This window comes from Streptomyces sp. NPDC057424, assembly GCF_042803315.1.
Lineage (GTDB): Bacteria > Actinomycetota > Actinomycetes > Streptomycetales > Streptomycetaceae > Streptomyces.
Window position 1 is genome coordinate 1 of record NZ_JBHVCP010000021.1, and the last position, 14,817, is coordinate 14,817.

Genomic DNA, 14,817 nt, shown 5'->3' on the forward strand with positions numbered 1-14,817 from the left:
GGCCGGCGCGGGTGCGCCGGCCGGCCTTGTCGCGTCGGGGGCGGGCCGACCGTAGCGGTCGATGCGAGGGTTCGGCCCCGGCTGCCGGTGCGTGCGGAGGCTTCCGACGGCTCGCTCCGACGACCGGCACACGCATGCGTCAGGGGGTGACCACCGAGTCGGTGGTCACCCCCTGACTTACGTGTTCACGTAGTCCTGGAGAGGCTGCGCGAAGGGCTAATGGCCGCCCTGCTCGTCGCGGCGCTTCTGCCAGCGCTGCTCGATGCGGTCCATCACGGAGCGGCGCTGCCGGCCCTGTCGGCGGGCCTGGGGCCCGGTGGCACCGGCAGCCGTCTGTTCACCCGGCTTGGGAGCCTTGCGCCAGCCGGTCACGGCGAGCACCGCACAGCCCAGCATGACGAGGAAGCCCACGACGCTGAGCCAGACCTGCTTGGCGACCATTCCAGCCATGAGGAGCGCGATACCTACGAGGAAGCCCGCGACCGCCTGGTAGACCCGTCGCCGGGTGTACGTGCGCAGCCCGCTTCCCTCGAGCGCTGTCGCGAACTTGGGATCTTCGGCGTACAGCGCTCGCTCCATCTGCTCGAGCATGCGCTGCTCGTGCTCCGAGAGCGGCACGGAGTCCTCCTCATCGTGCAGTCGCCGGGGCGACCCGGGGGGTCCCTTCAGGATAGGCAGGGAATCGCCCCCGTGAAACCCGCCCCTCTGCGCCAATTGACCAACCGGAATCCGCCATGGGCGTCCCGGCTCGCTGAGGCTTCCATTCCCCGGCGGCCGATCCGTCATGCCGGAACGGTCTCCCTCGATCATACGGCGCGCCGCCCCCGTTCGGGGGGCCTGTGGCGTACTCCATGCGCAGCCAAGGCCCTGATCAGCGGCGGTACCTCAGGAAGCGGCTCAGGCCTCGACCGCCCCACCGGCCTCGCCGGACCCACCTGCCTCACCGGCCCCCGCCGGTCTCACCGAGCACATGCAGCTGTGTGGCCACCGAGTGGAAGGCGGGGAGCTCGGCCGCGGCCTCCTCCAGCTTCAGCAGCGCTTCCAGGGCTCCGGGCTCGGTGTCCACGAGGACGCCGGGCACCAGGTCGGCGAAGACCCGCACACCGTGCACGGCACCCACGCGCAGCCCCGCGGCCTCGACCAGTCCCGTGAGCTGCTCGGCGGTGAAGCGGCGCGGCACGGGGTCACCCGTGCCCCATCGTCCGTTCGGGTCGTCGAGTGCCTGCCGGGCCTCCTTGAAGTGCCCGGCGAGGGCGCGGGCCAGCACCGCACCGCCGAGCCCGGCGGCGAGCAGGCTGAGGACGCCCTCGGCGCGCAGGGCCGCCACCGCGTTGCGGACGCCCTCGGCCGGGTCGTCCACGTACTCCAGGACGCCGTGGCACAGCACGACGTCGTAGCCGCCGCGCTCGGCCACGTCGAAGAGGCCGTGGGCGTCGCCCTGAACACCCTTGACCCGGTCGGCGACATCGGCCTCGGCGGCGCGGCGCTCCAGGGCGAACAGTGCGTTGGGGCTGGGGTCGACCACGGTGACCCGGTGGCCGAGACGGGCGACGGGCACCGCGAAGTTGCCGCTGCCCCCTCCGGTGTCGAGGACGTCCAGCGACTCCCGCCCCGTGGCCTTGACCCGGCGGTCCAGGGCGTCCTGGAGGACCTCCCAGACCACGGCGGTACGGAGTGAGGCGCGGGGGCGCATCGGGTCCGACACGGCAGTTGACTCCTCGGCGCGGCACCGCCTCTTGCACGGCGGCGCGAACGGGGCGTCTTCCCGGCCCCGGCCACGGGGAGGGAAGACTTCAGGCGTCCCCCACCCTATTGCCTCGGCCGCGGCGTCCGGATGACCCGGTCCCGGGGGCCCGGGGCAGACCTTCGGGCCCGGGCCGCCGAACGGGCCTGAACCACCACTGCCGGGTCACCCCGCGTCCGGCATGTCCCTCCCCGCGCCGGGGCCCTCCGGCTGGTCCTGGTCCGGGCGGGGCTGCGGGAGGACCGGCTGGAGGACCAGCATCCGCTCGACGAGGCGCAGGAACATCGCGACGTCCCGTATCAGGTCGTCGGCGTCCCGGCCGGTGGCCGCGCCCTCGATGCCCGCCTCGGCCCGGGCCCTGCGCCGGGCACCGGCGGCGAACAGTGCGCTCCACTCGGTCAGTTCGGGCGAGATCTCGGGGAGCACTTCCCAGGCGCTCCGGATCTTGGCCCGGGCCCGGGGCGAGGTCTCCGGCCGCCCCCGGGCGGCGAGTACCGCGGCGGCGGTGCGCAGGGCGGCGAGGTGGGCCGTCGCGTAGCGCTCGTTCGGTGTTTCCAGGGCGGTGGCCTCGTCGAGGCTCGCGCGGGCCTGGGCGAGCAGGTCGAGGGCGGCGGGCGGGGCCGTGGCCCGGCGCAGCACGGGGTGCACGTCGCTCGCCGGGCCGGTCAGTGAGGGGGCAGGGCCGGTGGCGCGGCGCCGGCGGGCGGCTGCTGCGTGGTAGCTGGCCATGACGAACCTCCTGTCGTCTGGGTGACGGCGCGTCCGGTCACGGAGTGCCGTATGTGACCCATCGTGAGGTATGGCACTGACAATCCGTTCTGACCTGCTGTTTTGCTCCGGTCGCAGGTTCGGAGTAGTTTTTGCACTGACCAGTCAGTTCAAATTCAGGGGAGACTCGTGGGGGAACAGGCGGGAGGGGTGCGGATCGTCGCCGACGGCCTCGGGATCAGGGGGCCTCGGGGATGGGCAGTCCGCGGGCTCTCCGTCGACGCCGAGCCGGGTGCGCTCATCTCGGTCGAGGGCCCGTCCGGGTCCGGCCGCACGTGCCTGCTGCTCGCACTGACGGGGCGGATGAAGGTCTCGGAGGGCACGGCCGTCGTGGGTGACGCGAGGCTGCCGAAGCAGATGGCGGCGGTGCGCGGCTTCAGCGCGCTGGCGCACGTCCCGGGGGTCACCGACCTCGACCCGGCGCTGACCGCCGGCGAGCACCTGCGGGAGCGCGCGCTGCTCCAGCAGCGCTTCGGCACGTCGCTGCGCGGCCTCCTGCGGCCCCGCAGCGAGCGGGCGGCCGCGGCCGGCCGACGGGTCGACGCCGCGCTCGAAGCCGCCGGGCTCGATCTGGAGGCCCTGCCCAAGGGGCCGCGCACGGCCGTGCGGGATCTGGAGCGCCTGGAGGCGCTGCGGCTGTCGGTGGCGCTCGCCCTCGTCGGCGGGCCGCGGCTGCTCGGCGTCGACGACACCGGCCTCAAGCTCTCGGACGGGGAACGGGAGGAGGTCCGGGCGCTGCTCAGGTCCCTGGCCGACGCCGGGACGACGGTCGTGGCGGTGTGCAGCGAGACCCCCGAGGGCGCCGTCAAGGTCTCCACCGCGGAGAGCCCCGAAAAGCCGGCGGCCGAGAACGACCAGGTCGACGAGGGAGAGGAGAAGGCCGATGCGCTCGCCGAGACTGGCCGCGCTTGAGCTGCGCCGCTTCGGGCGGGGGAAGCTGCCGCGCGCCGCGCTGGTCGCGCTGCTGGTGCTGCCGTTGCTGTACGGCGCGCTGTACCTGTGGTCGTTCTGGGACCCGTACGGCCGTCTGGACCGGATCCCCGTGGCGCTCGTGAACGACGACAAGGGAGCGACCGCCGACGGGAAGAAGATCACGGCGGGCGACGACATCACGAAGGGGCTGCGCGACAGCAAGACCTTCGACTGGCGGGAGGTGAGCGCCACCGAGGCCCGCGAGGGCGTCGAGGACGGCAGCTACTACCTGTCGCTCACCATGCCCGCCGACTTCAGCGAGCGGATCGTCTCCAGCTCCGGGGACACCCCGGAGACCGGCGCCCTCCAGGTGCGCACGAACGACGCGAACAACTACATCGTCGGGCAGATCTCCCGCACGGTCTTCGGCGAGGTGCGGCAGGCGGCGTCCACGAAGACGTCCCGGTCGTTCCTGGACAAGATCTTCGTGTCGTTCTCCGACATCCACGGCAAGACCGTGAAGGCGGCGAAGGGGGCCGACCGGCTCAAGGGCGGCATCGGCAAGGCCGAGAAGGGCTCCAAGGACCTCGCCGACGGCCTGAAGGACGCCGAGGACGGCAGCGGCAAGCTCTCCACGGGCCTGAAGAAGCTCCACACGGGCGCGGGCGACCTGGAGAACGGCTCGAAGCGGGTCGCGGAGGGCACGCAGAAGCTCGCCGACCGGGTCAACGGCACCGCCGACAAGGTCGGTCCCTTCCTCAAGGGCAACGAGAAGACCATCGGTGACACCGCCCAGCTGGTCGCCGACTCCTCCGGGGTGATCCGCAAGCACCTGGACACCCTGGTGGAGACGGCCCCGACCGCCGCCAAGGGCGCCCGTGCGGCGTCCGGCACGCTGAACGACGTGTACGCCAGGCGCTGCGACGATCCCGTCCTGCCCGACGCGGCCTGCTCCGATCTGAAGAAGGCCAAGGACGCGGCCGCGGACGTGACCACCATCGCGGACGACCTGAACACCCTGATCGCGGACCATGACGGCGACCTGGACAAGCTCGACAAGAACCTCGCCACCCTGCAGAAGCAGTCCCAGGCCCTGGCGAACCGCGCACCGCACCTCTCCGAGGACCTCGCCGACGCCGTCAAGAAGATCAACAAGCTGAACGACGGGGCGGCCGAGGTCGCCGCCGGAGCGAAGAAGCTGCACAAGGGGATCGGCACGGCCAAGACCGGCGCCGTCGACCTGGACAAGGGCGTCGGCAAACTGAAGACGGGCGCGGACGACCTCAACGGCGGCATCTTCAAGCTCGTCGACGGCTCCGGGAAGCTCGCCGGCGGCCTGCACGACGGGGCGGAGAAGATCCCCGACTACGACGAGCAGGACCGCGACCGGCGCACCGAGGTCATGGCCGACCCGGTGCGGCTCGCCTCCCAGGACCTTCACAAGGCGCCCAACTACGGCACCGGGTTCGCCCCGTACTTCATCCCGCTGTCCCTGTGGGTGGGCGCGATGGTGGCGTACATGCTGATCGCGCCCATGAACCGGCGGGCGCTCGCCGCGGGCGCCCCGGCGTGGCGGATCGCGCTGGCGGGCTGGCTTCCGGTGGTGGCGATCGGGGTGCTGCAGACGGTGGCGCTGATGTCGGTGCTGCACTGGGCGGTCGGCCTGGAGATGGCGCGAGCGGCCGGGACGGTGGGCTTCCTGTTCCTGGTGACCGCGTGCTTCGCGGCGATCGTGCAGTGGCTGAACGCCCGCTTCGGGGCGGCGGGCCGGATCCTCGTCCTCGCGCTGCTGATGCTCCAGCTGACCTCGGCGGGCGGCACGTACCCCGTGCAGACCAGCCCCGGGTTCTTCAACGCGCTGCATCCGTTCCTGCCGATGAGCTACGTCGTCGAGGCCCTCCGGCGACTCATCACCGGCGGTGGACTCGAACCGGTGTGGCACGCGTGCGTGGTGCTGACGGCGTTCACCGCGGGCGCCCTCGCGCTGACCGCCGTGGCGGCCCGCCGGCGCCAGGTGTGGACGCTGGACCGGCTGCACCCGGAGCTGAGCCTGTGAGCCCCACCGGCACGTCTCCCGGAAAGGTTCCTGTGACAATCAGGGCCATGGAAAGCAGCAGTGCCGCGTCGGGCGGCAGCACGCGCCGCGAGGCCACCCGGCAGAAGCTCTATGAGGCGGCCGTCACGCTCATCGCCGAGCAGGGGTTCTCCGCCACGACCGTGGACGAGATCGCCGAGCGTGCCGGGGTCGCGAAGGGCACGGTCTACTACAACTTCGCGAGCAAGTCCGTCCTCTTCGAGGAACTGCTGCGGCACGGAGTGGGTCTGCTGACCGCCTCCCTGCGGGAAGCGGCCGAGCGGACCGCCCGGGAGGGGGGCTCCAAGGTCGACGCCCTGGACGCGATGATCCGCGCGGGGCTGGTCTTCATCGACCGCTACCCGGCGTTCACCCAGCTGTACGTGGCCGAGCTGTGGCGCACCAACCGGGCCTGGCAGTCCACGCTGATGGTGGTCCGGCAGCAGGCCGTCGCGGTCGTGGAGGACGTCCTGCGCGACGGCGTGGCGGGTGGCGAGTTCAGCGAGGAGATCGACGTCTCGCTGACGGCGTCCGCCCTGGTCGGCATGGTCCTGGTGGCGGCCCTCGACTGGCAGTCCTTCCAGCCGGAACGCTCCCTGGACGATGTCCACGCGGCACTGTCCCGCCTGCTCCAGGGCCGGGTGAGCGGCTGCCGCTGACCGCGCACGGCGAGCGGCTGCCGCCAGGCCCGCAGTGCGGACGCGGTGAGCGACGGCCGCCGCTCCGTGCGGCCGGTGCACACGCGAAAAGCGCCGGCCCGTGCGGCCGGTGCACACGCGAAGGCGCCGGTCCGGTGTGGCCGCGTCCCCCGCGGGCCACCTCGGACCGGCGCCTTCCTTGCTCCCCCGTGCGTCCCCCCGCACGACCCCCGTTCGGTCGTCCCCCGGTTCTCCCCCGTGCCTCGCTCCCGCCGGCACCGCCGGCGGAAGGAGCGGATCGTGGGCCGGCCCCGTTCCGGCGCCCCGTGTCGCCGGTGCCGGAGCCGTGCCCCTCTCCGTGCCTCCACTCTCTCGTCCGCGCAGGTCGTCCCCCATCCGCGCGCGTACTCAACTCCCCGGCTAGGTACGGATACTCAGTGCTGCGCACGGGGCCCCACGACGCTCGGCCGCGCCCTGGTCACGAGCACCTCCGTGCCCGTATCCGCAGGCCGCGGGCCGGGACTGTCAGTGGGGGCCGATAAAGTCGCCGGCATGGCACGGATTGCGGTGATCGGCGCCGGGATGGGCGCGCTGACGGCTGCCGCCCGGCTGGCCGTCGCGGGCCACCGGGTGGCGGTGTACGAGCGGACGGACACCTACGGCGGAGCGCTGCGCCGCTTCGAGCGCGACGGGTTCTCCTTCGACACGGGGCCCGCCCTGCTGCCGCTGCCCGCCGTCTACCGCGACCTGTTCGTCAAGACCGGCAAGGAGCCGCTGGAGTCCTGCGTCGAGCTGGTCCAGGTCGATCCGTCGTCGCGGCACGTGTTCGCGGACGGCACCGAGGTGGCGCTGCCGAACGCCTCGCGCGCGGGCGTCGTCGCAGCTCTGGACGAGGGGCTCGGCGCGGGCGCCGGGAAGCGCTGGGGCGACTTCCTGGTCCGCGCCCGCGAGGCCTGGGACCGGACCCGGCGGCCGCTCCTGGAGGAGCCGCTGTGGCCGAACTGGCAGGTGCTGGCCGAGCGTGAGCCCTACCCGTCGGTGCCCCACAAGCGACTGCTGCGCACCCGCCGGGCCGGCACCCTGGCCGAGGTCGGCGCGTGGGAGCTGCGCGACCCCCGGCTCACGGCACTCCTGGAGAGCCACGCCCTCAGCCACGGCCTGGATCCCCGTCTCGCCCCGGCGAGCGCGGCCGTGCTGCCGTACGTGGAGCACGCCTTCGGCACCTGGTACGTACGCGGCGGTCTGCGCGAGCTGGCGCGGGCGGTGTACGAGCGGTGTCTGGCCCGCAGGGTCGAGTTCCACTTCGGCGCCGACGTCACCGGAGTGCTGGAGAAGGCAGGCCGGGTGTCGGGGGTGGAACTCGCCGGCGGGTCGGTCGCGGAGGCGGACTTCGTGGTCGCCGGCGTCGCGCCCGGTGTCCTGGCCCGGCTGACGGCGGGCACCGTCGTACGGGGAGACGGCGAGGTGCCGCCGCAGCCGGCGGCGGCCGGCCGGCTGACCCTCCTGCTCGCCCTGCGTGGCGCCCGTCCCCAGGGGACGGCACACCGCACGGTGGTGCACACCCCGGACCGCGAGGCGGAGTTGGACGCCCTGTTCGGCACGGCGGCCGAAAATTCCCGTCCCACGGTCACGGTGCTGCGGCCCGGCGACCCGCGCCTTGCCCCGGCGGACCACGAGGCGATCACCCTCACGACGGTGGTGCCGGCGCGGCCCGGCCGGTCTCACGGCGATCTCGCCGACCGCATGATCACCGTCGCCGAACGCGCCGTGCCCGGCCTGCGCGACCGCCTTCTCTGGCACGAGGTGCGCACCCCGGCCGACATCGCGGACGCGACGGGCGCGGAGGGCGGGGCGGTGCCGGTGCCGGCCCTGGCGGCGGCCGGAGGACGGCTGCTGCATCCGTCCAACACCACGCGCGTGCCCGGTCTGTTCGCCGTGGGCGGCTGGGCCCACCCCGGCGGCGGACTGCCGCACGCGGGCATGTCGGGCGCGCTGGTCGCGGGACTGATCGTGGAGGGGCCGGAGTTCCGCGGCTCGCAGTGAGCGCGACGGCGACCCCCCGGCAGGGCTCAGGCTTCAGAAACGGTACTGCTCGTCGAAGCCGTTCCCCTGCGGCTGCTGCCCGCCACCCTGGTACGGGTACGGCTGCTCCGGCGGCAGCTCCTGCCCGTACTCGTCGGTGTCGCGCTGCTGCGGGACCCACACCCCGCCGGGCGGGGTCTCGCCGCTGTAGGTACCGGCGTACTGGTCCTGGCCGTAGCCCTGCTGACCGTAGTACTGCTGGTCGCCGTACGTGCTGTCGTACGCGGCCTGGCCGTAGTTCGAGGAGCCGATGTACGGGTCGGAGTAGGCGGCGTACTGCTGCTGACCGGTGGCGTCGTAGCCCTGCTGCTGGCCGTAGCCGGAGTAGTCGTAGGCGTAGGACTGGTCGGCGGCCTGGGCGGCGTACTGGTCCTGGGCCTGCTCCCCCCCGGCCTGGTACCCGTTGTCGTAGACACCGTAGGAGCCGGTGTCCTCGGGCACGGGCTGCGGCTCGTAGACGGCCGTGGCCTCGGCCGCCGCCGGCTGGTGGGCGGGGCGGGCCGGGGTGAACACGTCGTCGCGGTCGTAGTCGTCGTCCTGGCCGAAGGCGTCGGGGTCGTGGCGGTAGGCGCCGGCCTCGTCGTCGTAGCCGCCCTCGGCCTCCAGGCCGGAGACCTCCAGGGTCGGCTCCTGGCGGCCGCGCTCACCGCGGCGGCGCTTGCTGCCGCCCAGCATGGGCGCGTTCATCGCCCAGCCCGCCGAGAAGCCGCTACGGAACGAGAGGGTGACGTAGGTCTGTCCGACCGCGAAGGCGGCGGCACCCAGGCCGATCACGACGACCTGCGAGATCAGGACACCGATGACGACGCCGAGGAAGCCGCCGAAGGCCAGCAGCCGCCAGCGCAGCCGGGCCTTGTACTGCAGCAGCACCTCGCCCAGCAGCCACAGCGCGACGATGCCGAACGCGATGTAGAGGACCGTCCAGCCCATGTACGCCCCTCTCCCAGTGGCCGCTACGCAGTGTGTCGTATACCGGTGCGAACGGTCTAGGCCTGCGGTGAGTGGTGCAGGCCCAGGTTCTCGTAGATTTCCAGTGTCGCGGTGGAGTTGTTGAGCGTGATGAAGTGCAGGCCGGGCACACCCTCGGCGAGCAGCCGCGCACAGAACTCCGTGGCGAATTCGATCCCAATGGAGCGTACAGCGGCCGGATCGTCTTGTGCTGTGAGGATCCGCTCTTTCAGGGCAGGCGGGAACGCGGCGTTGGTGAGGGACCCGATCCGCTCCAGCGTCTTCACGCTGGCGATCGGCATGACCTCGGGAATGATCGGGGTGTCGCAGCCGGCGGCCGAGACCCGGTCGCGCAGCCGGAGGTAGTCCTCCGGCTGGAAGAACATCTGCGTGATGGCGTAGTCCGCGCCCGCCCGGCACTTGTCGACGAAGTGGCGGACGTCGGTGTCCCAGTCGGCGGAGCGCGGGTGCATCGCCGGGAAGGCGGCGACGCCCACACAGAAGTCGCCGGACGCCTTGATCAGCTCGACGAGTTCGGCGGCGTAGGCGAGGCCACGGGGGTGCGGCACCCAGTCACCCATCGGGTCGCCGGGCGGGTCGCCGCGCAGGGCCAGCATGTTGCGGATCCCGGCGTCTGCGTACTGGCCGATGATGTTGCGCAGGTCGGCCACGGAGTGGTCGACCGCGGTGAGGTGGGCGATCGGGGTGAGGGTGGTGTCGGAGGCGATCGCCTCGGTCGCCTTGACCGTGCCGGCGCGGGTGGAACCGCCCGCGCCGTAGGTCACGGAGACGAAGTCGGGCGCCACTGCCTCGACCCGGCGCAGCGCGTTCCACAGGTTCCGCTCGCCCTTCGGGGTCTTGGGGGCGTAGAACTCGAACGAGTACGTCGTCTTGCCGGCCGCGAGCATGTCGCGGACGGTGCGAGCGTGGTCCGACCTGATGGATGCGGTGCCGAGGGCCATACCGGCAGGTTAGCCAGGGGCGGTCGGTCCCCCAACCGCGGGCCGACATTTGCCCGAATTGTCCACTTGCTGTCCATCCCTTGGACAAACCGTCGCAACTACGCTTCCCGCAGCCGCTTCGCGAACTCGGCCGCCGCGGCCCCCGGGTCGCCGGCCTCGGTGATCGCCCGTACGACGACGACGCGCCGGGCGCCCGCTTGAAGGACCTGGTCGAGGTTGCCGAGGTCGATGCCGCCGATGGCGAACCAGGGGCGGTCGGTGCCGAGGGCGGCGGTGTACCGGACGAGGTCCAGGCCGGGCGCGTGGCGGCCGGGCTTGGTGGGGGTCGGCCAGCACGGGCCGGTGCAGAAGTAGTCCACGCCCTGCTGGAGGGCGGCCGCGGCGGCCTCGGACTCGGCGTGGGTGGAGCGGCCGATCAGGATGTCGTCACCGAGGAGCGCGCGGGCCGCGTGGACCGGGAGGTCGCCCTGGCCGAGGTGCAGGACGTGGGATCCGGCGGCGTGGGCGACGTCCGCGCGGTCGTTGACCGCGAGCAGCTTGCCGTGCCGGGCACAGGCGTCGGCGAAGACGGCCAGGTGCTCCAGCTCCTCCCCGGCCTCCATGCCCTTGTCCCGCAGCTGCACGATGTCGACCCCGCCGGTCAGCACGGCGTCGAGGAACTCCCCGAGGTCCCCCTGCCGCTTGCGCGCGTCGGTGCAGAGGTAGACCCGGGCGTCGGCGAGCTGGGCCCGTGCGGTGGCGGCGGTCATGCGTGTCCCCCTGGGTGTCGGTGGCTCTCGGGTGCCGGAGCACCCGACTCACGTGGCGTACGGCGCGGGAGCGCCCCTGTCCCGCCGCTGACGCCTGGGGCACCTTACGCCTGCTCCCGGTCCCGCCACGGCCTCACCGGGCTTCGCATGCCACCACCGGGGAGGACCACGGCCTCCCCGGGCAGGCGCGAGCCGTCCCCGGGCAGTGACACCCCGGGCCACGGCCCCCGCATCGGGCGGTGTTCAGGTCCGGCCCCGCTCGCACGGCACCGGACGCTTGTCCGGTCGGGGCCGGGTCAGACCGCGAGCGCCTGGGCGCGGCGCTTCACCTCCGTGCCGCGATTCTCGCTGAGCGCCTGCGCGGGGGTGCCGGGCAGGCTGGGGTCCGGGGTGAAGAGCCACTCCAGCATCTCTTCGTCCGTGAAGCCGTCGTCCCGCAGGAGCGTCAGGGTCCCGGACAGGCCCTTGACGACCTTGTCCCCGTCGATGAAGGCGGCGGGGACGTGCAGCGCGCGGTTCTCACCGCGGCGTACGGCGATGAGCTGGCCGTCCTTGACCAGCTGCCGCACACGCGTCACCTCGACACCGAACTGTTCGGCGATGTCGGGGAGGGTGAGCCAGGCGGGGACGAGAGCATCGATCTTTGCGTCAATCTCGGTCACGGGAACAAGCCTGCCATTTGCCACTGACAGCCGGAAGTCCGCCCCGTCCACCCGGGCGGCGCGCCGAGCCCGGCAGCACCGTCCCGCGGCCCCGGCGACAGCCCCCGCGGCAGCACCGGCGCCTACGCCGTCGCCGCCTTCATGGGCCTGGCCGGATCCGCCAGCAGCACCGGATTCATCGGGGTGCCGGACTCGATCAGGCGGCGGCCCTGCGCCAGATCCCGGGGCCGGCCCACCGCCAGCAGCGCGACCAGCCGCTCACCGCGCAACCAGCACACCGTCCAGGCCGGTCCGGCGGGGTCGCCCCGCCACAGGGCCGTGTCCGCGGCCGCGTGGTGCCCGGCGTACTGGACGAACCGCCCGAACTGCTCGGACCAGAAGTAGGGCACCGGGTCGTACACCGCCGGCGTGTCCCCCGTGGTCCGGCCGACGATGTTCACGGCGACCGTGCGCGGCCCCTGGAGGGCGTTGTCCCAGTGGTGGACCAGCAGGCGCTCGCCGTAGCGCCCCGAGGGGAAGGAGGCGCAGTCGCCCACCGCGTACACGTCCGGCACGGTCGTGCGCAGATGCTCGTCGGCCACGATCTCGCCGTGGGAGCCGAGCCCGATCCCGGAGCCGGCCAGCCAGGCCGTCGCGGGGCGGGCGCCGATGCCGACGACGACGGCGTCCGCGGGCAGCCGCGAGCCGTCGTCGAGCAGGACCGCGCCGGGCTCGACGCGCTCCACGCGCGCGTGCGTCCGCAGCACCGCGCCCGCGTCGGCGTACCAGCCGGCCATCGGGGCGGCGACCTCGGCGGGCAGCGCCCCCGCCAGCGGCCGTTCGGCGGCCTCCACGACGGTGACCGCGCAGCCCGCCTCGCGCGCGGCCGTGGCGAACTCCGCGCCGATCCAGCCCGCGCCGACGACCACGATGTCGTGCCGGCGGGCCAGCACCGGCCGTAGCCGTTCGGCGTCGTCCAGGGTGCGGAGCAGATGCACGCCCGGAACGCCCTCCGCGCCGGGCAGCCGGACCGGCTCGGCGCCGGTCGCCACGACCAGGACGTCGTACGGCACGGGCCCGTCCTCGGTGTCCAGTACGTGCTCGGCGGGGTGCAGGCCCAGCACCTCGCAGCCGAGCCGCAGTTCGATGCCGAGGGCTTCGAAGTCGACGTCGAAGGCGGAGCCCTCGGACTTGCCGAGCAGGACGGCCTTGGACAACGGCGGCCGGTCGTAGGGCTGGTGCGGCTCGGCACCGATCAGGATCACGTCACCGGTGAAGCCCCGCTCGCGCAGGGCGACGGCGGTCTGCACCCCGGCCATGCCCGCACCCGCCACGACGACGCGCCGCGGCGCGGACGAACCCGGTTCCTGTGTCTGCTCGCTCACCTGATCACCATAGACACCTGACACATTGTCAGTCAGTGTTCATGCGCCGTGACCTGCTCCACAACGCTCGTACCGCTGCCCCGCTGGGACTCCCACTCCCAGGTCTCCTCCAGTCGCACCCGCCCGTCGGGCAGTTCCACGACCGCCGACACGCAGTGCCCCGAGGAAGTGGTCCCGTCCCGCTTGAGCTGGACGTACCGGAAGTCCAGCCGGTCACCTTCCCGGGTACCCACGAGGTGCCCGCGTACGACGTCGCCGCCCGTGTACTCGGCCCAGATCTCTCCCTCCCGCTCGTGGTACGCGAACCGGGTGCGGGTGCCCACCTGGCCCGGTGCCTGGTCGGCGACCGGGGCGAGGACGAGACCGTCGAGGGATCGGGCCATGGACGGAGGCTCCCTTACTGCGGCATGGGGCATCGGGCTAGGGTGGCCAACGTAAAGCACTCGCGGGAGCCCGGACGCACCGGGCTGAGAGGGAGGCTGGCGGCCTCCGACCGTAAGAACCTGATCCGGGTCATGCCGGCGAAGGGAGGGGCTGGACGCCCATGTCGCCTACGTCCACATCGTCAGACGTCCTTGTCATCGGGGGCGGGATCATCGGCCTGGTCACGGCCTGGCGGGCCGCGCAACGCGGGTTCGCCACGGCCGTCGTGGACCCCGAGCCGGGCGGCGGAGCCGCGCAGGTGGCGGCCGGCATGCTGGCCGCCGTCACGGAACTGCACTACGGCGAGCAGACCCTGCTCGGCCTGAACCTCGCCTCCGCGCGGCGCTACCCGGACTTCGCCGCCGAGCTCACCGAGCTGACCGGCCAGGACCTCGGCTACCGCCGCTGCGGCACGCTCGCGGTGGCCCTGGACGCCGACGACCGGGCCCACCTGCGCGAACTGCACGCCCTCCAGCAGCAGTCGGGCCTGGAGTCGCAGTGGCTGTCGGGGCGCGAGTGCCGGCGCCTGGAGCCGATGCTCGCGCCGGGCGTGCGCGGCGGGCTGCGGGTCGACGGCGATCACCAGATCGACCCGCGTCGGCTGGCCGGCGCCCTGGTCGCCGCGTGCGAGCGGGCGGGCGTGGTCTTCCACCGGGCGTGGGCGGAGCGGCTCACCGTCGTGCGGGACCGGGCCACGGGTGTCGTCCTGGCCGACGGGAGCGAGACTTCCGCCGGGCAGGTGGTGCTCTCCGGGGGGAGCCTCAGCGGGCGGCTCGCGGGCGTCCCGGAGGACGTGCTGCCTCCCGTGCGGCCGGTGAAGGGGCAGGTCGTACGGCTGACGATGCCGCTGCGGCACGGGCCGTTCCTGAGCCGGACCGTGCGCGCGGTGGTGCGCGGCAGCCACGTCTATCTGGTGCCGCGCGCGAGCGGCGAACTCGTCATCGGGGCCACCAGCGAGGAGCTGGGCTGGGACACCACCGTGACCGCGGGCGGCGTGTACGAGCTGCTGCGGGACGCGCACGAGCTGGTCCCGGGCATCACCGAGCTGCCGCTCACCGAGACCCGGGCCGGACTGCGGCCGGGCTCTCCCGACAACGCGCCGCTGCTCGGCCCGACGGGTCTGGAGGGGCTGCTGCTGGCCACCGGGCACTACCGCAACGGCGTCCTGCTCACGCCGGTGACCGGCGACGCCCTGGCGCACGTCCTGGCGACGGGTGAACTCCCCGAGGAGGCCCGCCCCTTCAGCCCGAAGCGCTTCAGCCCCGTCACCGCACGCACGGAGCAGCCCGCATGAACATCTCCGTCAACGGCGAGCCCCGGGACGTCCGGCCCGGCACAGCCCTCGACAGCGTCGTGAAGTCGCTCACCGCCTCGCCCTCGGGCGTCGCCGCCGCCCTCAACGAAACCGTCGTCCCGCGCACGCAGTGGCCCTCCACGCCCCTCTCCGAGGGGGACCGCGTGGAAGTCCTCACCGCCGTCCAAGGAGGCTGA

Annotated in this window: 15 protein-coding genes and 1 riboswitch; of the genes, 6 read left to right on the plus strand and 9 right to left on the minus strand. The window is 73.2% G+C overall.

Annotated features, from left to right (window positions below):
- Positions 1-216: 216 nt before the first annotated feature.
- From ACFU3E_RS18560 to ACFU3E_RS18570, 3 genes are all read right to left on the minus strand, one after another.
- Positions 217-618: a DUF3040 domain-containing protein gene (locus ACFU3E_RS18560; RefSeq protein ID WP_384158855.1), complete on the minus strand. Its 402-nt coding sequence runs from the start codon at positions 616-618 to the stop codon at positions 217-219.
- A 322-nt stretch (positions 619-940) separates the two neighbouring features.
- Positions 941-1,705 (minus strand): methyltransferase, encoded by a 765-nt coding sequence (locus ACFU3E_RS18565; protein ID WP_384158857.1) that lies wholly within the window; start codon positions 1,703-1,705, stop codon positions 941-943.
- 204 nt (positions 1,706-1,909) lie between these two features.
- A complete protein-coding gene (locus tag ACFU3E_RS18570) occupies positions 1,910-2,473 on the minus strand; it encodes an SAV_6107 family HEPN domain-containing protein (RefSeq protein WP_384158860.1) in 564 nt (187 codons plus the stop codon).
- Between the two features lie 168 nt (positions 2,474-2,641).
- Between ACFU3E_RS18570 and ACFU3E_RS18575 the strand changes: the two genes are divergently transcribed.
- From ACFU3E_RS18575 to ACFU3E_RS18590, 4 genes are all read left to right on the plus strand, one after another.
- Positions 2,642-3,424, plus strand: a complete 783-nt coding sequence (locus ACFU3E_RS18575; protein ID WP_384158863.1) for an ATP-binding cassette domain-containing protein — start codon at positions 2,642-2,644, stop codon at positions 3,422-3,424.
- The gene (locus ACFU3E_RS18580; RefSeq protein WP_384158866.1) at positions 3,396-5,480 is read left to right on the plus strand and encodes a YhgE/Pip family protein; all 2,085 of its coding nucleotides are present in this window, start codon (positions 3,396-3,398) and stop codon (positions 5,478-5,480) included. Before ACFU3E_RS18575 ends, ACFU3E_RS18580 begins: the two co-directional genes overlap by 29 nt.
- Positions 5,481-5,527: 47 nt before the next feature.
- Complete coding sequence (locus tag ACFU3E_RS18585) at positions 5,528-6,157, plus strand: TetR/AcrR family transcriptional regulator (RefSeq protein ID WP_384158869.1); 630 nt, start codon at positions 5,528-5,530, stop codon at positions 6,155-6,157.
- A 531-nt stretch (positions 6,158-6,688) separates the two neighbouring features.
- Positions 6,689-8,179 (plus strand): phytoene desaturase family protein, encoded by a 1,491-nt coding sequence (locus ACFU3E_RS18590; RefSeq protein ID WP_384158872.1) that lies wholly within the window; start codon positions 6,689-6,691, stop codon positions 8,177-8,179.
- Between the two features lie 33 nt (positions 8,180-8,212).
- On the opposite strand, the gene ACFU3E_RS18595 is transcribed toward ACFU3E_RS18590, so the two are convergent.
- The 6 genes from ACFU3E_RS18595 to ACFU3E_RS18620 all read right to left on the minus strand — a co-directional run bounded on the left by ACFU3E_RS18595 (position 8,213) and on the right by ACFU3E_RS18620 (position 13,286).
- Positions 8,213-9,148 (minus strand): hypothetical protein, encoded by a 936-nt coding sequence (locus tag ACFU3E_RS18595; RefSeq protein ID WP_384158875.1) that lies wholly within the window; start codon positions 9,146-9,148, stop codon positions 8,213-8,215.
- Positions 9,149-9,204: 56 nt separating this feature from the next.
- Positions 9,205-10,128 carry a methylenetetrahydrofolate reductase [NAD(P)H] gene (gene metF, locus ACFU3E_RS18600; protein WP_384158878.1) on the minus strand — a complete coding sequence of 308 codons (924 nt, stop codon included), beginning with the start codon at positions 10,126-10,128 and terminating at the stop codon, positions 9,205-9,207.
- A gap of 98 nt (positions 10,129-10,226) precedes the next feature.
- On the minus strand, positions 10,227-10,877 hold the full coding sequence (gene thiE / locus ACFU3E_RS18605) for a thiamine phosphate synthase (RefSeq protein WP_384158881.1): 651 nt from the start codon (positions 10,875-10,877) through the stop codon (positions 10,227-10,229).
- A 296-nt stretch (positions 10,878-11,173) separates the two neighbouring features.
- A complete protein-coding gene (locus ACFU3E_RS18610) occupies positions 11,174-11,539 on the minus strand; it encodes an Rv2175c family DNA-binding protein (RefSeq protein WP_031131943.1) in 366 nt (121 codons plus the stop codon).
- Between the two features lie 122 nt (positions 11,540-11,661).
- Positions 11,662-12,903 carry an NAD(P)/FAD-dependent oxidoreductase gene (locus tag ACFU3E_RS18615; RefSeq protein WP_384158884.1) on the minus strand — a complete coding sequence of 414 codons (1,242 nt, stop codon included), beginning with the start codon at positions 12,901-12,903 and terminating at the stop codon, positions 11,662-11,664.
- A gap of 32 nt (positions 12,904-12,935) precedes the next feature.
- Positions 12,936-13,286 (minus strand): hypothetical protein, encoded by a 351-nt coding sequence (locus ACFU3E_RS18620; protein ID WP_384158887.1) that lies wholly within the window; start codon positions 13,284-13,286, stop codon positions 12,936-12,938.
- A gap of 52 nt (positions 13,287-13,338) precedes the next feature.
- Positions 13,339-13,450: riboswitch (TPP riboswitch) on the plus strand.
- On the opposite strand from ACFU3E_RS18620, the gene thiO reads away from it, so the two are divergent.
- Positions 13,448-14,620, plus strand: a complete 1,173-nt coding sequence (thiO, locus tag ACFU3E_RS18625) for a glycine oxidase ThiO (RefSeq protein ID WP_384158890.1) — start codon at positions 13,448-13,450, stop codon at positions 14,618-14,620. It overlaps the preceding riboswitch by 3 nt.
- Positions 14,617-14,817, plus strand: a complete 201-nt coding sequence (thiS, locus tag ACFU3E_RS18630; RefSeq protein WP_384158893.1) for a sulfur carrier protein ThiS — start codon at positions 14,617-14,619, stop codon at positions 14,815-14,817. The genes thiO and thiS overlap by 4 nt, the downstream gene beginning before the upstream one ends.

What these genes read in the sequence shown, in the direction of transcription:
- ACFU3E_RS18580 (WP_384158866.1), top strand. Translation starts at nt 3,396, where the DNA reads ATGCGCTCGCCGAGACTGGCCGCGCTTGAGCTGCGCCGCTTCGGGCGG.
- thiS (WP_384158893.1), top strand. Translation starts at nt 14,617, where the DNA reads ATGAACATCTCCGTCAACGGCGAGCCCCGGGACGTCCGGCCCGGCACA.
- ACFU3E_RS18585 (WP_384158869.1), top strand. Translation starts at nt 5,528, where the DNA reads ATGGAAAGCAGCAGTGCCGCGTCGGGCGGCAGCACGCGCCGCGAGGCC.
- ACFU3E_RS18620 (WP_384158887.1), bottom strand. Translation starts at nt 13,286, where the DNA reads ATGGCCCGATCCCTCGACGGTCTCGTCCTCGCCCCGGTCGCCGACCAG.
- thiO (WP_384158890.1), top strand. Translation starts at nt 13,448, where the DNA reads ATGTCGCCTACGTCCACATCGTCAGACGTCCTTGTCATCGGGGGCGGG.
- thiE (WP_384158881.1), bottom strand. Translation starts at nt 10,877, where the DNA reads ATGACCGCCGCCACCGCACGGGCCCAGCTCGCCGACGCCCGGGTCTAC.
- metF (WP_384158878.1), bottom strand. Translation starts at nt 10,128, where the DNA reads ATGGCCCTCGGCACCGCATCCATCAGGTCGGACCACGCTCGCACCGTC.
- ACFU3E_RS18590 (WP_384158872.1), top strand. Translation starts at nt 6,689, where the DNA reads ATGGCACGGATTGCGGTGATCGGCGCCGGGATGGGCGCGCTGACGGCT.
- ACFU3E_RS18570 (WP_384158860.1), bottom strand. Translation starts at nt 2,473, where the DNA reads ATGGCCAGCTACCACGCAGCAGCCGCCCGCCGGCGCCGCGCCACCGGC.
- ACFU3E_RS18595 (WP_384158875.1), bottom strand. Translation starts at nt 9,148, where the DNA reads ATGGGCTGGACGGTCCTCTACATCGCGTTCGGCATCGTCGCGCTGTGG.